Source organism: Bifidobacterium sp. ESL1118 (assembly GCF_058505595.1).
Genome location: NZ_CP196371.1, coordinates 1,491,824 through 1,510,954 on the forward strand (window position 1 = coordinate 1,491,824; position 19,131 = coordinate 1,510,954).

13 protein-coding genes and 1 pseudogene are annotated in these 19,131 nt (G+C 57.4%); 6 read left to right on the forward strand and 8 right to left on the reverse strand.

The window, feature by feature from the left end:
- The first annotated feature begins 261 nt into the window (after positions 1–261).
- The 3 genes from ACSYSS_RS05980 (at position 262) to ACSYSS_RS05990 (ending at position 3,235) form a co-directional block, all read left to right on the forward strand.
- A complete protein-coding gene (locus tag ACSYSS_RS05980) occupies positions 262–996 on the forward strand; it encodes an MIP/aquaporin family protein (protein WP_491703133.1) in 735 nt (244 codons plus the stop codon).
- A gap of 284 nt (positions 997–1,280) precedes the next feature.
- On the forward strand, positions 1,281–2,276 hold the full coding sequence (gene nrdF, locus ACSYSS_RS05985; protein ID WP_491704254.1) for a class 1b ribonucleoside-diphosphate reductase subunit beta: 996 nt from the start codon (positions 1,281–1,283) through the stop codon (positions 2,274–2,276).
- Positions 2,277–2,548: 272 nt separating this feature from the next.
- A complete protein-coding gene (locus ACSYSS_RS05990; protein WP_491703134.1) occupies positions 2,549–3,235 on the forward strand; it encodes a DUF4234 domain-containing protein in 687 nt (228 codons plus the stop codon).
- Positions 3,236–3,376: 141 nt separating this feature from the next.
- Here the strand turns inward: ACSYSS_RS05990 and ACSYSS_RS05995 are convergent, their stop codons facing one another.
- The 5 genes from ACSYSS_RS05995 to ACSYSS_RS06015 form a co-directional block, all read right to left on the reverse strand.
- Positions 3,377–4,282: a 6-phosphogluconolactonase gene (locus ACSYSS_RS05995; RefSeq protein WP_491703135.1), complete on the reverse strand. Its 906-nt coding sequence runs from the start codon at positions 4,280–4,282 to the stop codon at positions 3,377–3,379.
- Between the two features lie 348 nt (positions 4,283–4,630).
- Positions 4,631–5,719: a glucose-6-phosphate dehydrogenase assembly protein OpcA gene (locus ACSYSS_RS06000; RefSeq protein ID WP_491703136.1), complete on the reverse strand. Its 1,089-nt coding sequence runs from the start codon at positions 5,717–5,719 to the stop codon at positions 4,631–4,633.
- On the reverse strand, positions 5,716–7,251 hold the full coding sequence (gene zwf / locus ACSYSS_RS06005) for a glucose-6-phosphate dehydrogenase (protein ID WP_491703137.1): 1,536 nt from the start codon (positions 7,249–7,251) through the stop codon (positions 5,716–5,718). Before zwf ends, ACSYSS_RS06000 begins: the two co-directional genes overlap by 4 nt.
- Before the next feature lie 368 nt (positions 7,252–7,619).
- Positions 7,620–8,375: a hypothetical protein gene (locus tag ACSYSS_RS06010; protein WP_491703138.1), complete on the reverse strand. Its 756-nt coding sequence runs from the start codon at positions 8,373–8,375 to the stop codon at positions 7,620–7,622.
- 51 nt (positions 8,376–8,426) lie between these two features.
- Complete coding sequence (locus ACSYSS_RS06015; protein ID WP_491703139.1) at positions 8,427–8,891, reverse strand: ABC transporter permease; 465 nt, start codon at positions 8,889–8,891, stop codon at positions 8,427–8,429.
- Positions 8,892–9,328: 437 nt separating this feature from the next.
- Here ACSYSS_RS06015 and ACSYSS_RS06020 point away from each other — a divergent pair, with 437 nt between their 5' ends.
- On the forward strand, positions 9,329–9,895 hold the full coding sequence (locus ACSYSS_RS06020; protein ID WP_491703140.1) for a TetR/AcrR family transcriptional regulator: 567 nt from the start codon (positions 9,329–9,331) through the stop codon (positions 9,893–9,895).
- Positions 9,896–10,046: 151 nt separating this feature from the next.
- Here ACSYSS_RS06020 and ACSYSS_RS06025 read toward each other — a convergent pair.
- A pseudogene (locus ACSYSS_RS06025) lies at positions 10,047–10,225 on the reverse strand (NADP-dependent phosphogluconate dehydrogenase); the annotation flags it as partial.
- A gap of 313 nt (positions 10,226–10,538) precedes the next feature.
- Here ACSYSS_RS06025 and ACSYSS_RS06030 point away from each other — a divergent pair.
- Positions 10,539–13,757 carry a BspA family leucine-rich repeat surface protein gene (locus ACSYSS_RS06030; RefSeq protein ID WP_491703141.1) on the forward strand — a complete coding sequence of 1,073 codons (3,219 nt, stop codon included), beginning with the start codon at positions 10,539–10,541 and terminating at the stop codon, positions 13,755–13,757.
- Between the two features lie 337 nt (positions 13,758–14,094).
- Entirely contained in the window at positions 14,095–16,074 is a 1,980-nt protein-coding gene (locus tag ACSYSS_RS06035) for a BspA family leucine-rich repeat surface protein (protein ID WP_491703142.1), read from the forward strand.
- A 342-nt stretch (positions 16,075–16,416) separates the two neighbouring features.
- Here the strand turns inward: ACSYSS_RS06035 and gnd are convergent, their stop codons facing one another.
- Positions 16,417–17,874, reverse strand: a complete 1,458-nt coding sequence (gene gnd, locus ACSYSS_RS06040) for an NADP-dependent phosphogluconate dehydrogenase (protein ID WP_491703143.1) — start codon at positions 17,872–17,874, stop codon at positions 16,417–16,419.
- Positions 17,875–18,182: 308 nt separating this feature from the next.
- On the reverse strand, positions 18,183–19,052 hold the full coding sequence (locus ACSYSS_RS06045) for a tyrosine-protein phosphatase (RefSeq protein ID WP_491703144.1): 870 nt from the start codon (positions 19,050–19,052) through the stop codon (positions 18,183–18,185).
- Between the last annotated feature and the right edge of the window lie 79 nt (positions 19,053–19,131).

The window sequence follows — 19,131 nt, forward strand, 5'->3', positions numbered from 1 at the left end:
CACATTTCACCCTACGCGTAAGCGCCGAAACAGGATGCCCCGTTGTTCACAAAGCCGACCATTGTGATGCGTATTCCAGATGCAGCGTCCATAATCGAGTTCCCCGTGGTGCACGCACTACGAGGTACGACCGCCACGCATGAGCGCAAATCGCCGGATGCATAAAAGCTTTGACATAGGCTTATAATATGTATTGTTCAATATGAACGATTATCTCAAAGATGAGTGTGAGCAGTGTTGCAATAAGAACGGAGAAGCACCATGGAATATCAACTTTCAATGAAGTTGGCCGCAGAATTCATAGGCACCGCCCTACTGATGGTATTCGGCAACGGAGCTGTGGCAAACGTTGAACTTACAGGCACGAAGGGCAGCAAATCAGGCTGGCTGACCATAGCGATGGGCTACGGTTTCGGCGTGATGTTCCCTGTGCTGATGTTCGGAGGCGTCTCCGGAGCCCACATCAACCCCGCCATGACAATCGGGCAGGCGATCAACGGCATGTTCCCATGGAACGAAGTGATGCCCTACATCGTCGCCCAGCTTCTCGGCGCGGCGGCGGGCCAACTCATCGTCTATGCCGCTTATTACCCACATTATATGAAGACCGAGAGCGCCGAATCCATCCTGGCTACGTACTGCACCACGGATGCCACAGGCTCGAAGATCAACTACTTCCTCAATGAGTTCTTCGGCACCATGATCCTGGTGCTCGGAGCCCTATGTTGCCTTCAACTGCCTTGGGGAGCCAAGAACCTGGGAGCCGCCTCCATCGTGGTCGGTTTCATCGTCTGGGGCCTGGTTACATCGTTGGGTGGCCCGACAGGCCCAGGACTCAACCCTGCACGGGATCTGGTACCGCGCTTTCTGCATTGGATTCTTCCCACCCCACACAAAGGCGACTCTCGTTGGGGCGAGGCTTGGATTCCTGTGGTGGCACCGATTGTAGGAGCTATTGTGGGCGCCTGGATCTTCAAGATCTGTTTTTCCGCCTAAGGATTGTTCGTGTGAATCCTGTCACACTGACCTGATCTTCAGCGAGTCGATACGATTGGGACGCATGTTGTGTTCTACTATATATAGGATGTAGATCTTGGATTCATACTATATATAGTGCAATGATATTGTCAGACAATGCTGTTGCACTTGCACCGCATAGGCAACGTCGAATGGCATGCGGCACATGGTATTGTTCACGATTTATGGAACCGTATAACCGAAGGATAGCGATGACCGAAAAGTTTAAGACCGATGAAGTGAAGCTTGCAGACGACGCCATGATGGCCGCATCCATCACCCCGCCCGAGTTCGCAAGCAACCCGAATGGACGCATTCGCCCTGTCAACTGGAATGACATCAAGGACGACAAGGACCTCGAGGTGTGGAACCGACTCATCGCCAACTTCTGGTTGCCCGAAAAGGTGCCGCTGAGCAACGACATCCCTTCCTGGAATTCACTGTCCAAGCACGAACAACGCACCGTCGTGCGTGTTTTCACAGGACTCACCACACTCGACACCGCTCAGGCCACCGTCGGCGAGCTGGTACAGATTCCCAATGCCCTGACTGAGCACGAACAGGCGATATACACGAACATCGCCTTCATGCAGAGTGTGCACGCCCGCTCCTACTCCTCCATCTTCTCCACGTTCTGTTCATCCGAGGAGATCGACGAGGCCTATCGCTGGGCCGTGGGCAACGACCTGGTGCAGGAGCGCGTCCATATCGTCATGGAGCAATATCAGAGCGATGACCCGCTGAAACGCAAGATCGCGGCCGTTATGCTCTCTTCGCTGCTGCTCTACGCGGGCTTCTACCTGCCGCTGCACTACTCCAGCCGCGCCAAGCTCATGAACACTGCGGATATGATCCGGCTCATTCTGCGCGACAAGGCCATCCACGGCTACTACAGTGGCTACAAATACCAGAAGCACTTGGAGCTGCGCACCGAGGCCGACAAGGCCATGCTGAAGAAGTTTACTGACGATCTGCTCGACAGGCTCTACAACCTCGAGGTGGAGTATTCCAACCAGGTCTACGAAGGCTTTGACTTCCTCGACGACGTACAGGCGTTTGTGCGCTACAACGCCAATAAGACGCTGATGAACCTCGGCTACGAAGCCAAGTTCACACCTGCCGAAACCAAGGTGAGCCCCGAGATCATCGCCTCTCTCTCCCCTTCAGCCGACGAGAACCACGACTTCTTCTCCGGCTCAGGCTCCTCCTACATCATCGGCAACGCAGAAGCCACCGATGACGACGACTGGGACTTCTAAATCAGAAACGATTCCGTACCTTCCTTCAGGTCTGCCAGATATGTTGGGCCATGCAGACCTGAAGGAGACCATCAGAACCGCCAATGGTTCTGCATTCCTTCTTTTTGACTTCTTAGATTACAGTCTGGTCACCGCTGTTCAGACTTTTCAACCTATTATTATATAATTTGCATAATGTCGTTGAGTTTGGCTCATCAATGCAGCATAGCCTGATTCTCCGCCAATGTTTCCCTACGGCAGTCAAAATAGAAGACAAAGAAGGTAAGCAATCGATGACCGAAAGCAACCAAGACCCATCGCAAGGTCAACAATTCCAGTATCAACCACAGCCCACGGATGTGCCACTACCAGGAGTTATGCCCGCACCTGGGCCACAGCAACAACCTACCGGACAACCACAGTACCAGCAGCAACCTAATCAGTCTCTCCCCGAATACGGCCAGCCACAGTATTCACAACCGAACCCACAGCCGCAGTATGCACAGCCTCAGTATCAACCGCAATACCCACAACAGATGCAGGCCTATCCTCCACAGCAAATGCCGCCTGCACAAACCCCTGTCGGGCAAATCAAAACCAACCGCAGCCTGATGAAATACATTTTCCTTGGCATCATCACTCTTGGCATCTACGACATCGTCGTCATGACGGGGATATCGGAAGCCATCAACACCATTGCCAGTCGCTATGATGGCAAGAAGACCATGAATTATTGCCTTCTGTTCTTCCTTGTGGGCTGGCTCACCCTTGGCATCGGCAACTTGGTATGGTATCACCGCATATCGCAACGAATCGGCAATGAACTGCAACGCCGTGGGCATCCACTTGAGATCGATGCGGCTACCTATTGGCTTTGGTGCGTGCTCGGCTCACTGATCATCGTGGGACCATTCATCTATTATTACAAACTTCTCCATGCCATGAACGAGCTTGCTGCAGACTACAACGTTCGCGGCTGAACTTGCAAAGCCCCATCTAACGTCTAAGACAAAGACCATGACACACCGTTTGAGGTGATGCGTCATGGTCTTTGTCTTAAACGCCATTAATCCGACAATCATCGGCTAAAAGCACTAAAATCAACGAAACACGTCCAGATACTACTTATTCATCTTCGCCAGGGTATCCGGTGTGGTGAACCACACGAATTCTTTAGTACCATCGGCATAACTTGCCGGGAACTTGGGATCGTTGCGGCGCTCGAACACCCCAGCGGTGGCGGCGGCCTTCCCATCGCCCTTGGTCATCATCCACGTGCGGGTGGAACGTGCCATGAACGGGGCGGTCATCGAGATGCGCAGCGGCGGCATCTTCGGCGAATGCGAGACACCGACCACCATACGGTCATCGACCTCAATCTCATGGTGTGCTGGCGTCGGGAACAGTGAGCCGAAATGGCCATCAGGACCCATGCCCAAAATCAACAGATCGAGCGGCTTGACTGTGGCGAGCGCCTCCTCGGGGGAAAGCGGCTCCAGCCCGGCCTCGTCCGATGCCGCATAGGCATTGATCGGGACCGCGCTGCCGACCTCACCGGCAAGCTGATAGATCATCTCGCGCATATAATTGGAAGCCGCGCCAAGCAGCAGCATGTCATTCTGCCCGTCGCTGGCTGCGGCCACGCGTTCGGGGTCGCGCTCATCCGGATCCATCTCGTGGATGTTGCCCTCCGGCAGCAGTCCGCGTTCCACCAAGTCGCCGAGAAATGCCTTACGAGCCTGCAGAGCGTTGCGGTCGGGGTCAGTAGCTGCCACAAACCGCTCGTCGCCCCACCAGAAATGTACCAGATTCCAGTCGATGGAATCCACCAACGGATCGGAGGCCATCGCCTTGAGCGACGCAATGGAATCCGAGCCACCGGTCAGACCCACATCATACCGCTTGGCATTTCCAGTGGCGTTACTACGTTCAGCAAGGCCATCTGCTATTGCCTGCAAGGTGAGATGACCAACCTCTTTGGTCATCGTATCCGCATCATCGTAAACCTTGAGAGTGCGCTCACTCATGCTGTTTCCTCCTGCTCTCCTTAAATTCAGTTTCACTTTGCACTATACGACCCGAACACTATAGAGACATGATCCACGACACGCTTGGCAAGCGGGGCGAAGCCGCAAGGCAACGGCGTTCAGGACATCAACAGCATCGACACTCCCACAGTCAGGGCAAGGACAAGAACCGAAACCACAAGCCGATGAAAGCGCAACATGCCGCCGTTGCAATCAAAACATCCATAATGTTCAGCAACAACGGCGGCACATGAATCACAACCATGCATACAAGGGATGGCACTTAGTGAAAGCAGAGACCACCATGCCGGCAAATCTCAGCAGACCCGTAGGCGCGGCTCAGCGCCTCTACCCCTCGCGCACCACCTGAGCGTAGATCTCATCGGGATCCGTGCGGCGCAGCTCTTCGGCCAAGCAATCCTCCAAAGTGCGCAACGGCATGGACATCGGCTGCGGAGCCTGACCGGGCTGGCTGATGCTACCGATGGCACCATTCGGTCTTGTCAGTGAAACCACACCATCTTCACGGGTGAAATAGACCCCGGTCAGCGCATCCGCGTCGGCACTCGTCTCAACATCCACTTTCACGTCAAAGCACAGGCCAAGCCAGGAGGCGAGCATGTCAAGCGGCAGGTAGTTCGCCTGACCAGTCACCTTCACAGCGGTGACCGGCAGATGCGGCGGCTGGTCAATCATGCTGGCGAGCATGGCACGCCAAACCGTAAGACGCGTCCACGAAAGGTCAATGTCCTTGGGGCTCCAGTTGGCACGCAGGGCATTGATGGTGGCATTCGGATCGTCGGAACGCAAGGCATCAGTGATACGACGCACCGACATGGCCCCCAACGGATCGGAAGAGGGATCGGTCGGAGGATTCGTGGGCCACCAAGTGACCACAGGAATATCCGGCACCAACAGCGGGATGACCAACGTGTCCGCATGGCCCATCAACTCGGCGCTCGGGCGCAGGATGATGACCTCACCCGCGCCGGCATCGGCACCGAACCGTACCTGGGCATCCAAATCAGTGCCATCCACCACACCTGAAGCAGAGTCCTTCGGATAGTCCACTGAGACGCATTCGGGCTTGTCATTCAAGCCAACGAACACGGATTCAACTGTGCCATTGGCTGCAACTGCGGCTCCGACTCCAGTGCCGCCAGCAACACCAACACCTTCCACGGTAGGTTCGGACGCAGAGCCAGCCTCTCCGGGAACGCTGCCACTCTCTGAGCGCGGCACCACGGCAATCACACGGCATGGGTGCTCACGGCTCACAGCATTGGCCACTTCCAACGCACACTCAAGCTCACTCTCCTCGGTGGAGATGATGAGCGTGAGCACGCGGTCATTGCCGGCCTCGCCACGTTGCTCATGCAATTCGGCCACTTTGCGGGCGATGGCGCTCGTCTTGGTATTCGGCATTTCGATAATCATGGCATCCTCCAATGGCGTCCATCGCGCTCCAGCATTTCATCGGCTTCCTTTGGCCCCCATGTGCCGGAACGATAAGGCTGCGGCTGGCCAAGCGTGCTCCAATATTCCTCAATCGGATCGAGGATCTTCCAACTCAGATTCACCTCGTCAGTGGTCGGGAACAGCGGCGGATCGCCGAGCAACACGTCAAGAATCAAACGTTCGTAAGCCTCTGGCGAGTTCTCCGTAAACGAGCGGCCGTAGCTGAAGTCCATGGAGACGTCACGCACCTCCATGGCGGAACCACCAGGAACCTTGGCTCCGAAGCGAATGGTCACTCCCTCGTCGGGCTGCACGCGGATGACGATGGCGTTGTTGCCAAGCTCGCGCACCGCAGTCTGCTCGAACGGCAGATGCGGCGCCCGTTTGAAGACCACGGCAATCTCGGTGACGCGCTTGCCCAGCCTCTTGCCGGTACGCAGGTAGAACGGCACCCCAGCCCAACGGCGCGTATCCACGTCGAGGCGAATGGCCGCATAGGTCTCCGTAGTGCTGGACTTATCGATGCCCTTTTCATCGAGGTAACCCGCCACCTTCTCGGAACCCTGCCATCCGGCGGAATACTGGCCGCGGGCGGTGTGCGCACCAAGGTCTTTGGGCAGTCGCACCGCGGAGAGCACCTTTTTCTTCTCGGCGGTCAAGTCGGAGGCGGCAAAGCTCACCGGCTCCTCCATGGCGGTCAGAGCCATGAGCTGGAGCAGATGGTTCTGGATGACATCACGGGCAGCGCCGATGCCGTCGTAGTAACCGGCGCGACCGCCGATGCCCATGTCCTCGGCCATGGTGATCTGCACGTGGTCCACATAGTTTGAGTTCCAAATGGGCTCATAGATTGAATTGGCGAAGCGCAACGCCAACAGGTTCTGCACCGTCTCCTTGCCCAAGTAATGATCGATGCGGAAGACGGAGCTCGGGTCGAAGACCTCGGAGACCACACGGTCGAGCTCCTTGGCGCTCTGAAGATCGTGGCCGAACGGCTTCTCGATGATGACCCTGCGCCAGGCGCCATCGGTCGATTTCGCCAAACCAGAGTCCGCCAATTGCTTCGAGACCAGCGGGAAAGCGCTCGGAGGCACGGACATGTAGAAGGCGTGGTTGCCACGGGTGCCACGGCTGCGGTCGAGCTCAGCCACCGTCTGGCTCAGCCGCTCGAATGCCTCACGGTCGTCAAACGTTCCTTGCACGAAGCGGATGCCCTTGGCGAGGTTCTCCCACGTGGACTGGCGGAAGGGTGTACGGCAGTGAGCCTGAACCTGTTCCTTGACAAAGGCCGCGAACCGCTCGTTGCTCCAATCGCGCCGACCGAAACCTGTCAGCCCGAAGCTTGAAGAAAGCAAGCCACGGTTGGCCAGGTCATAGATGGCTGGCAATAGTTTCTTTTTCGAAAGGTCACCCGTGACGCCGAAAATCACCACGCTGCAGGGGCCGGCAATGCGCGGCATGCGCAGGTCGCGTGGGTCACGCAGAGGATTCACCCAATGTTGTTCTGTCATAACAACTCAGTCTAGTCTGTTCAAGTGCCTATAACACAATATTGTGCGATATGCCGAAAACGATGCACTCTTAATCATATTGAGTATACAGATTTGCAACTATTTCCGCAACGGTTTCACAATACTTGCGAAACCACAATCATCGGCTCAAAAATTCAAACACCTTGTGTTCAGGCAACACCAAACCAACAACGACCGATAGCAGAAACGTTCAGTGGGCACTTTTCTCAGCAACCCTTCAATGAGCAAATTCCAGAATGGCGGAATTCCGCCATTCCAGATTTCGAATCAGAAAAATTGCAAAGAAAAAGCACCCGCTGAACAAAATTCCGCAAGTTTACCATATAAAGCGAGTGCGAAAACCGGAATCAGGCCACACGCATCTCGGCATCGACAGGCTGCACCGAGGGGTGGCGGTCCTTCAGAAGGCCTACCGGAACAAAGGCGATCAACCCCACAGCCAAGGTAATCAACATCGGGCCCGTGGCCGAGTTCCACAGTCCGTCACAGTAGAAGTAGGTGTTGCGGAAGCCGAGCCCAATGTAGTGATGCGGCACCCACGGGTAGATGTAGTTGCGCCAGAAGCTGGGCAGCATCTCAGGGGCGAGAATGGCCGAGCTGATGCCCAGGAACATGACCACCATCCCCAGTATCTGCCCCAGGAAGACCACGACATTGCTCAGCGACATCACTATGGTCATGACGGCGAAGCTCGAGAGCCAGAGGAACAGGAACGATGCGGATGGCAGCCATTCATGCATGAGCACACGATGGATTGCATCCACCGCGGCACCGACGAACAGCGAAGTAAGCACCGCCCAACCAAGCTGCTTGAACATGGTCCCCCATTTATCACCTTGGCTGTCGTAGCGCTTCTTGGAGTTCGCCCGGGCGATGAACATACCGCCGATCATGGAGAAGACGAACGTGGGGATGATCGCCGAGGTCTGTCCAAGTGTGACGGCCGTGGGCGAAGCGCTGAGGTCGGCACTGCCTCGGTTGAGCGTGGTGACCTTGATCTTGGCCCCGGTCTTTTCAAGGGCGGTCGGCAGCGCGGTCTTGAGCGACGTGGCGACCATCGGACTCTTGCCGTTGTCGATGGTGATGTCGATCACCGGCTGCACTACAGCAGTCTGTTTGGCGGCGGATCCCGGGACTCCACCCGTCGCCGCGCCCTAGATTCCGGCAACGCCTGAGGGGGCCACACCAGCCTGAGCTTGGCCGGTAGTCGGCGCTCCGGCCTGCGTTGAAGCCCGGGCACCAGCCGGGGCTACTGCCTGCGTCTGCTTGGCAGTCAGCGTCTTGGCGGCGAAATCTTTGGGAATGGTGACGATGGCATAGTCATCACGGTTGTTGAGCGCCTTCTTGACATCGGATTTGCCACCCAACTTGGTCCAGACCATCGCGGCATTGTCCTTCTTACCGCTGTCGACTAGCTTGCCCACCATCTGATCGCCGGCATTGACCTTGGCGGCGGGTGTCTGGACGCCCTGGTCGTAGGAGACGATGCCCACTGGCATACCCTCCATCTTCGTGTGCAGCATCGGGTAGAAAATCAGCGCCATGCCGCACGCCATGACGACGATGAAGATAAACGGCATGAGTTTCTGCGCGATGATGCGTCTTTTCGGTTTTGACATAGTGTTCCTTTACATAAAGCGACCACGATCGGAGGCCGTGATTCAATACGAGAGCGACTGTAGGGAAAAGAAAATACGACGGCAATTGACCAAATGCCCAAAAAGTACTAAAACCCGAAAATAATGATGCAAAATCCTGAAATTCTGCCATTCTGGAAATGAGTCGGATCACTGGTATTTCTCCATAAGACGAAGCCGAGCAAGCCGTAACCCATTGGCAATGCGTCCAGTTCCCTCCCGCGAACAATGCCCGAACCGCCGCTGACGCAAAACCGGATGCATACCAACGGGAAAGGCCGCAACTGGCACCATTACCATAGCCTACAATGGGATGGCGGAGGCCATGCAACCGCCGTAGAGAAACCCACAGAAAGGAAGCCCATGCCGCACCTCGCCAATGCACGTCACGTCCCAAACATGGGAGTGCGCGCGACGATATGGAAGAGGCGTTCTGGGCACTGATTGAACAACGGCCATACAACGAGATCAAGCTCAAGGACATCCTCGCCAAAGCCAGTGTCAGCAAAACCGCCTTCTACTATTATTTCACCAATCTGCAGGACCTGGCGGACTCAGCCATCGAGCATGAGGTCAACAGGAGCGAGGCCATCGAACTCGCCGACGAGCTGCTGGGAGAGCCAATCGCCGGGGCAACAATCGCGCTCGCCACCTCACCGCAGAATCCGACCATGTACAACCGGCTCAAACGCATCACACTGCTCGCCGGGCCCCACAGCACGCCCCGCCTCATGGCAGCACTTCGGGCCTTTCTCGGCCTCCGGCTTGTCACAGCCCTCAGCATCGACATCAAGGACGGCGACACCGAGACCAGGACCACCATCGAGTTCATCATCGGTGGCATGGTGGCGATGATTCGACTCATCAACATCGACGATCTCAATGAAACCACGTTGATCGCCATCGAAGAGACCATGCGACGTATCTATACCAGGCTGCTGCACAGCCTCGAGGACGGTCACATTCGAGGGTTCTGGAAGGAATGAACACAAAAGGTCGGATATGGAACTCCATATCCGACCTTTGCTTACAAAGCAGACCCGGCCAACACCAAATTCCGACGACCTGTCGATCTACCCTATTGCCCTATTGTTCAGGATTGTTTGACCTCGGGACTGCCTTCCCTGACCCACAGGGTGTGGAGGACACCGGCGTCGGGATGCCGACTTCGGCGGCCTTAGCCACCACACAGTGCCAAGTGGCCTAAGACCTGTCGATCGTCTCCTTGAAGTACGGGCGAACATGAGCGAGACCTTGGCCTCGCCGGACTCGAACGCGTCGAAGACCTTGTTAAGGAACTGGGCACGGATGATGCATGCACACGACATCACACAACCCGATCCACGCGCCGGTGCTGTTCATACAAGTAAAAAGGTCAGATGCTGATATCAAATATACGTAAAATGAAAACGATACAGAGGCAAACGTGAAATACGCCAACGTCTTCTGTACTAAAACCGTTGAGTATCTATCATTCTTACAGGTATTAGCATCATGTGCGAGCATAGACGTAAAACGCAATGACACTGGGCGTCAAATTGTATAAATAAAGTGTTACACTTCGTATTTGTTACAAAATTTATGATGTGCTTGAAATGACACAATGACAGAAAGCACGAGGAGACATCCATGAAGGTTCGTAACCTACACCATCCACACAAACGTCACAATTGCACCAGAACGATAGCGAGCATCGTCGCATCGCTGGCGATGCTGCTCGGCATACCGCTGGCATCGACAGGCGTTGCCAGCGCCGAGACCATCGGAGGCGACCCCGCACCAGCGACCACCCAAGGTCAGCCGGCCAAGCCACAGCAGCCGGCCATCCCACAGCAGGTGACCAAACTGCAACAATCTACAGTTCCGCAACAGCCGGCCATCCCGCAGGCCAGGCCGGGCATCATCGGGACGCGGGCGGCCACCTGCACCCAGGTCAGCGGCACCCCAAATAAACATTTCGGGTTCACCTGGCACATCTCCCAGGACGGCGACGAATGCGTGCTGCACGCCACCAACCTGCAGTCCATCACCTCCAACAGACCATCATCGTTCTCCGATGCCATAGTCGATGCCTCAGGATTCCCCAGCGATGTCACCAAATTCGTGGCGGACAGCCCTCTGCCGGCCATATCAGTGGACTTCAACAGTCTTTTCGAAGATCTGTCCGCCCTGAAGACCGTCGACCTGACCAACTTCGCCAACGTCAAGCCCACCAGCACAAACAGCATGTTCCATAGAGACACCAGCCTCACCAGCCTCGACCTCACCGGCCTGAACACCGGCAACGTCACCGACATGGTTGACATGTTCGGTGATGACGGCAACCTGACCGACATCACCTTCGGCACCACCTTCGACACCGGCAACGTCACCGACATGAACAGCATGTTCAGCTTCGATTACGCTCTCACCAGCCTCAACCTCACCGGCCTCGACACCCACAACGTCACCGACATGAACAGCATGTTCAACGGAGACAGCAAGCTGACCAGCCTCAACCTCACCGGCCTGAACACCGGCAACGTCACCGACATGAACAACATGTTCAGCTTCGATTACGCTCTCACCAGCCTCAACCTCACCGGCCTCGACACCCACAACGTCACCGACATGCACAGCATGTTCAACGGCGACAGCAAGCTGACCAGCCTCAACCTCACCGGCCTGAACACCGGCAACGTCACCGACATGCACAGCATGTTCAACGGCGACAGCAAGCTGGCCGACATCACCTTCGGCACCACCTTCGACACCGGCAAGGTAACCGACATGAACAGTATGTTCAACGGCGACAGCGCCCTGACCAGCCTCAACCTCACCGGCCTGAACACCGGCAACGTCACCGACATGAACAACATGTTCAGCTTCGATTACGCTCTCACCAGCCTCAACCTCACCGGCCTGAACACCGGCAAGGTCACCGACATGCACAGCATGTTCAACGGAGACAGCAAGCTGACCAGCCTCAACCTCACCGGCCTGAACACCGGCAACGTCACTGACATGCACAGCATGTTCAACGGAGACAGCAAGCTGACCGACATCACCTTCGGCACCACCTTCGACACCGGCAAGGTAACCGACATGAACAACATGTTCAGCTTCGATTACGCCCTGACCAGCCTCGACATCGGCGGCTTCGACACCGGCAACGTCACCGACATGAACGGCATGTTCGCCTCTGACCGCGCCCTGACCAGCCTCGACATCGGCGGCTTCGACACCGGCAAGGTCACCGACATGCGCGGCATGTTCGACGACACCCTCAAGCTCAACGACATCACCGTCGGGGCAGACACCCGCGTGGCCCCGTTCAACGCCGTCGGCACCGCCGGCGATACGAACCTCGACTGGCGGACGGTCGACCAATCCGGCAACTGGACGGGAACATGGTCGGGGCCGTTCCAGGACATCTTCGACGCCAGCAAGACACCCAGGACCGAGACAACCGAATACCGCTCCGCACCCCGATACACGCTGAGCTTCACAGCCGGCCAGGGCACCGGCAGCGTGAACCCCATCGGCAGGCTGCACGAAGGTGACAAGCCAACCCTGCCCGCACCCACCGGCATGACCGCGCCCACCGGCAAGCAGTTCGCCGGATGGAAGGACGGGAACACTGTCTATCAGGCGGGCGACACCTACACCATGCCCAACCACGACGTGACCCTGAACGCGGCCTGGACCAGCATCGACTACACCGTGCATTTCGACGCCAACAACGGCACCGGCACCATGACCGACATGACCGGCCAGCACTACCAAGATCAAATCACCCTGCCCAGCCCCTCATTCACCGCGCCCGCTGGCATGCACTTCCAGGGATGGCTCATCGGGAGCACGGTGTATCAGGCGGGCAGAACCTACACCATGCCCGCGCACAACGTCGTATCCCTGGCCATGTGGAGTAGCGACGCCTACACCGTTCGTTTCGCCGCCGGCCAGGGCACCGGAACCATGAGCGCCATGAGCAACCTGCGGCTGAACAGTACAGTCACGCTGCCGAACAACACATTCACGGCACCTTCGGACAGCCACTTCAAGGACTGGACAGATGGCACCTCGACGTATAATCCGGGCGACACCTACAACGTCTCACATAACGTGACCTTGACCGCGGAATGGGCAAAAAACAGCCACACAGGTTATATCCTACGGTTCAGAATCAACGGATTCACCGCAACGATGGACGGTAACGCCAAGCACGACGAGGGCGACATCGTCACTCTGCCAAGCGCCTCGGCGTTCTCGACACCCAGAGGCGAACGCTTCGCCTGCTGGAGCACCGGAAGCACCTGCCCCACCACTCGCGCCGCCACCTACACCATGCCCGACCATGACGTGACCCTGAACGCGGTCTGGACCAGGGAGGCACCCCACACCGTGCGCTTCGACGCCAACAACGGCACCGGCACCATGCCCGACATGACCGGCCAGCTCGCCGGCGACGGCATCACCCTGCCCGCCAACTCACTCGTCCGCGCCGGCTACGACTTCACCGGCTGGAACACCAAGGCCGACGGCACCGGCACCGCATACCCCGACAAGGCGAACCTCACCATGCCGGACAGCGACCTGACGCTCTACGCCCAGTGGAGCCAACGGCAGCCCGCCCCAGGCACCCCGGGCCACCCGGCGGCACCGGGCGCCCCGGCATCCACGACGACCCCGGGCGGCAAGCCCGCGGCGCTCTCCAACGCGCCGACCGGCGCCACACCCAAGGCCAACGGAGCCCTGAGTGACACCGGCTCGAACACGCTCGCGCCGCTGTGCACGCTGGCGCTGCTCGCAATCTCCGGCATCACGCTCCTGGCGCTCCGCCGGAAGACCACAAACAGACGGCCCTGACCCACAAACAACCAGACATGTGATCCCCCGCCGCGTTCTCCTCGAACACGACGGGGGATCACACATTCACATGCCAAAAGCACCCTAGACAAAGACCTGCAAACCGACGCAACGCCATATCTAGAACACACAGATAATCCCAACATTCGAATCGAGGGATATCGACCTCCATCAACAATGCCGTTATCATGGTTCCGCGCAGGGCCAAAATCTGTATGCCGAACTACGATGTGAAGCGTCACAGAAAGTGTTATAAATCACATTTTTCATGATTTCGTACGTTGCACGATATGTTTTCACTGAAATACCGCGGTACGAGAAACCAGAGGAGGCAATCATGAAGGTTCATAACCTGCGCCATGTGCGCAAAAGCCACAATCCCATCGGAACGACAGTAGGTGCCATCGCATCGCTGGCGATGCTGCTCGGCATACCGATGGCATCGACAGGCGTTGCCAGCGCCGAGACCATCGGAGGCGCGACCACCCAAGGTCAGCCGGCCAAGCCACAGCAGTCAGCAGTCTCGCAACAGTCGGCCAAGCCACAGCAGGTGACCAAACTGCAACAATCTACAGTTCCGCAACAGCCGGCCATCCCGCAGGCCAGGCCTGGCATCGGGACGCGGGCGGCCACCTGCACCCCGGTCAGCGGCACCCCAAATAAACATTTCGGGTTCACCTGGCACATCTCCCAGGACGGCGACGAATGCGTGCTGCACGCCACCAACCTGCAGTCCATCACCTCCAACAGACCATCATCGTTCTCCAGTGCCATAGCCGATGCCTCTGGGGATTACAACTCAGTCACCAAATTCGTGGCGGACAGCCCTCTGCCGGCCATATCAATGAATTTTGACAATCTCTTTAATTTCATGCCCGCCTTGAAGACCATCGACCTGACCAACTTCGCCAACGTCAAGCCCACCAGCATGCGGGCCATGTTCAGTGACGATTACGCTCTCACCAGCCTCGACCTCACCAGCCTAGACACCAGCAACGTCACCAACATGCGTGACATATTCACTATGGACACTGCCCTCACCGACATTGACCTCAGCCTCACCGACACCAGCAACGTCACCGACATGGCCAACATGTTCCTTGCCGACAGCAGCCTGACCAGCCTCGACCTCATCGGGTTCGACACCAGCAACGTCACAGACATGACAGCCATGTTCAACGGCGACAGCAAGCTGGCCGACATCACCTTCGGCACCACCTTCGACACCGGCAACGTCACCGACATGAACGGCATGTTCGCCTCTGACCGCGCCCTGACCAGCCTCGACATCGGCGGCTTCGACACCAGCAACGTCACCGACATGAACAGCATGTTCGCCAACACCGTCAGCCTGACCAGCCTCGACATCGGCGGCTTCGACACCAGCAACGTCACCGACATGAACAACATATTCGTCAATACCCCCAAGCTCAACGACGTCACCGTCGGGGCAGACACCCGCGTAAGCCCTATCAACGCCGTCGGAGCCACGGGCCAGGCGAACCTCGACTGGCAGGCAGTCGACCAATCCGGCAACTGGACGGGAACATGGTCGGGGCCGTTCCAGGACATCTTCGACGCCAGCAAGACACCCAGGACCGAGACAACCGAATACCGCTCCGCACCCCGATACACGCTGAGCTTCACAGCCGGCCAGGGCACCGGCAGCGTGAACCCCATCGGCAGGCTGCACGAAGGCGACAAGCCAACCCTGCCGGGCTCCACCGGCATGACCGCGCCCAATGGTGAGCGGTTCGCCGGATGGAAGGACGGGAACACTGTCTATCAGGCGGGCGACACCTACACCATGCCCAACCACGACGTGACGCTGAACGCGATCTGGACAAGAGACACTCACACCGTGCATTTCGACGCCAACGACGGCACCGGCACCATGCCGGACATGACAGGCCAAATCACAGGCGACAGCATCACTCTGCCCGCCAACTCCCTTGTCCGCACCGGTTATGATTTCATCGGCTGGAACACCGCTGCCGATGGCACCGGCTCCGCCTATCAAGACAAGGCAAACCTCACCATGCCGGATAGCGACCTGACACTGTATGCCCAGTGGCATCAACAGCAGTCGCCAACTCCTGGCACCCCGGCATCCACGACGACTCCAGGGAGTAAGCCCACGGCACCATCCAACGCACCAACCGGAACCACATCCGGCACCGCCAAGAAGGCCAATGACACCTTGAGCAACACCGGCTCAACCGCACTCGCGCCGCTGTGCATGCTGACACTGTGCGCGTTGTCCGGCATCACAGTCCTGGCACTGCGCCGTAAGAAGGCCACGGGCAAGCGGCTCTAACCCCACCTCACATGGGAATGTATGATCCCCGCTGCGTGTTGTAGGTGAACGCAGCGGGGATCATACATTCCCAACCAAACAGAGAAGCTCATCCGCAATCAGCGGTTTGCAATAGCGCCTGCCACTCAGCCGCAATAGTGATTCTGACCGCGCTACTGGCCTTGCTCGGACATAGCCGCCACACTCGCCATTCGCCGGCTCAAGGTGTGATGGCGCACAATCAACAGCTTCGCTAAGCTCAAATAACTATTGGGGTCGGATGCATGTGGAATGCATCCGACCCCAATAGTTATTTGACAACCCATTCATGGGCGAAGCCATATCACAGCCAAAACCATGAGCTCAGGACTGCTTGACCTCGGGGCGGCCTTCCTGGGCCCACAGGGTGTGGAACACACCAGGTTCGTCCACACGGCCGTAGGTATGCGCCCCGAAGAAGTCACGCTGAGCCTGAATAATGGTGGCGGGCAGCCTCTTGGAACGCATGCCGTCGTAGTATGCGAGCGAGGTGGAGAACACGGGCGTAGGAATGCCGACCTCGGCGGCCTTAGCCACCACACGGCGCCACGCAGCCTGAGACCTGTCGATGGCATCCTTGAAGTATGGGGCGAACATGAGCGAGACCTTGGCCTCGCCGGACTCGAACGCGTCGGAGACCTTGTTGAGGAACTGGGCACGAATAATGCAGCCGCCGCGCCAAATGCGCGCCACAGCCGCCAGGTCGATGTTCCAGTCATATTCCTTGGCACCGTCGCTGATCTCCTCGAAGCCCTGAGCATAGGAGATGATCTTCGAAGCGTAAAGCGCCTGGCGAATGTCCTCAATGAAGGCAGTGCGCGCCTCACCGGTCAGGTCGATTGTGCCGTCCGGGCCGCTCAACTGCTGCTTCTGAGCCTCTTCACGTTGAGTCACACGGTCGGAAAGGCCACGGGCGAACACGCCCTCGGCAATGGCGGTGACAGGCGTGCCCAAGGTCAGGCCGGTCTGTACGGTCCAAGTGCCGGTACCCTTCATACCGGCCTGATCGACGATGATGTCGACCAGAGGCTTGCCAGTCTTCTTGTCCTTCTCATGCAGAATGTCGGCAGTGATCTCCATCAGGTAGGAGTTGAGCTCACCCTTGTTCCACTCGCTGAACTGGTCGCCGATCTCATCTGGGGTCATGTTAAGGCCTCGGCGCATGAGGTCGTAGGCCTCGCCGATGACCTGCATATCGCCGTACTCGATACCATTGTGCACCATCTTGACGAAGTGCCCGGCACCATTCTCGCCGATGTGGGTAACGCAGGGCTCGCCGTCGTCGGCCTTGGCTGCGATGGACTTCAGAATCGGCCCCAAGGTCTTCCAAGACTCATCGGTGCCGCCAGGCATCATGGACGGACCGTTCAAGGCGCCCTCTTCACCGCCGGAGACTCCGCAGCCCACGAAGTGGAAACCGCGCGAGCGCACTTCCTTCTCGCGGCGGATGGTGTCCTTGAAGTAGGCGTTGCCGCCGTCGACGATGATGTCGCCCGGCTCCATGGCGGCCTCAAGCTCGTTGATGACCGCATCGGTCGGCTCGCCTGCCTTGACCAGGATGATGGCGGTGCGCGGCTTCTTCAGCGATGCCACAAACTCCTCGATGGTCTTGGAGGGTACGAAGTTACCTTCGGTGCCGTGGTCCTTCATCAACGTTTCGGTGCGGTTGTAGTGACGGTTGTAGACCGCCACCGTATTGCCGTGGTGCGCAAGGTTTCGCGCCAGGTTCGAGCCCATAGCGGCCAACCCGATGACTCCGATGTTTGCAGTAGCTTCTGCCATTGTTTGCCTTTCCTTTGCTCCAGATACCTCACTGGTACGTATGGAGTCAAGCTTAGCGCAACCAAACGAAGAAATAAGCTCGCCAGAAGTGAAAACGAAATGACGGATTGGGCAAATCGAATCGAATCGAGGAGACGAACCAAAATTGTGTTGTTCCGCAGTATGACAAAAATGACAACTGGCGTGCTTAGTCACATCGCGCTACCAAAAGCGACATCAGATGTCGAAAATAGTAGCGGCACCATATCTACGGTGACCAGTTATTCCTACACCTTTCGAATCCTTGTGTAAGAACCTGACCATCAGGTCTACTCGACGAACAGGTGCCGAAGGGCAGCAATCTCCTCAGCAGTCATGCCATTCTTTAGGCAGTAGCCTTCAGCCCCACCATAGTCCTGCTGCAACTGAACGAGCACACCGCGCATGAGCTGGGGCGGAGATGCGAGCGCGGCGGTCTGCGCCGCCGAGACCTGAGCTGCTCCATCCTTGTCGCTTTCCAGTCCACCCACCACCGCATCGGCAAACGACTTACCCAAATTGGCACCGGAGCGCGCGTAGCAGGAGACCACCATGTCGTCGTTCACACCGAGCAGGCTCATGAGGATGCCCGAAGTAATGCCGGTGCGATCCTTGCCGGCAGTGCAATGAATAAGCATCGGGCGCCCATCATCACTCAGCAGCCTCTTGAGAATCGAGACAATCTCTCTGCCTGAACCAGCAACAATATCGTGATACATCTGGGCCATGTCGATACTGCCTGCCGCATCTCTGGCGGCTTTGGCCTCTTGGGAGTCACCGCTGGCATTCTTGCCGGCCTTCATAGCCGCAGCGGGATCAACACCCATGCTTTCAGGCTTGATGAGGGGAACGTTCTCAACTTTGATATCCTCAGGCAACGTGTAAGGCCAGAGCTTGGCTTCAGCCGGATCGCGAAGGTCAATGACCTCCTTAATCCCTAGACGGCGCAAGTCTTCCAAGCCATCATCGCCGAGGAAGTTGAGGCCCGCAGAACGGAAGAAAAAGCCATTGCGGAGTTTGTGGCCATCCTTGGTCGGATAGCCACCGATACCGCGAGCGTTGGGCACACCGCCAAGACGAACGCCCGCGCCGTCGCCGTCAGGAACATAGTCGGCCTGTGGGTTTGGATCAGGGTTGTTCGCTCTATCAGATTTTGACAAATTCACCGAATTGTGCTCCATAACCAATGCTTGCCTTTCCCTATTTCATACTTCCCCATGATTGCTCAATCAATGTTTC

Coding starts and splice junctions, on each gene's coding strand:
- ACSYSS_RS05990 (WP_491703134.1), top strand. CDS start 2,549: ATGACCGAAAGCAACCAAGACCCATCGCAAGGTCAACAATTCCAGTAT.
- zwf (WP_491703137.1), bottom strand. CDS start 7,251: ATGACAGAACAACATTGGGTGAATCCTCTGCGTGACCCACGCGACCTG.
- nrdF (WP_491704254.1), top strand. CDS start 1,281: ATGGCCGCATCCATCACCCCGCCCGAGTTCGCAAGCAACCCGAATGGA.
- ACSYSS_RS06020 (WP_491703140.1), top strand. CDS start 9,329: ATGGAAGAGGCGTTCTGGGCACTGATTGAACAACGGCCATACAACGAG.
- ACSYSS_RS06035 (WP_491703142.1), top strand. CDS start 14,095: ATGAAGGTTCATAACCTGCGCCATGTGCGCAAAAGCCACAATCCCATC.
- ACSYSS_RS05980 (WP_491703133.1), top strand. CDS start 262: ATGGAATATCAACTTTCAATGAAGTTGGCCGCAGAATTCATAGGCACC.
- ACSYSS_RS06000 (WP_491703136.1), bottom strand. CDS start 5,719: ATGATTATCGAAATGCCGAATACCAAGACGAGCGCCATCGCCCGCAAA.
- ACSYSS_RS06015 (WP_491703139.1), bottom strand. CDS start 8,891: ATGTCAAAACCGAAAAGACGCATCATCGCGCAGAAACTCATGCCGTTT.
- ACSYSS_RS05995 (WP_491703135.1), bottom strand. CDS start 4,282: ATGAGTGAGCGCACTCTCAAGGTTTACGATGATGCGGATACGATGACC.
- ACSYSS_RS06030 (WP_491703141.1), top strand. CDS start 10,539: ATGAAGGTTCGTAACCTACACCATCCACACAAACGTCACAATTGCACC.
- gnd (WP_491703143.1), bottom strand. CDS start 17,874: ATGGCAGAAGCTACTGCAAACATCGGAGTCATCGGGTTGGCCGCTATG.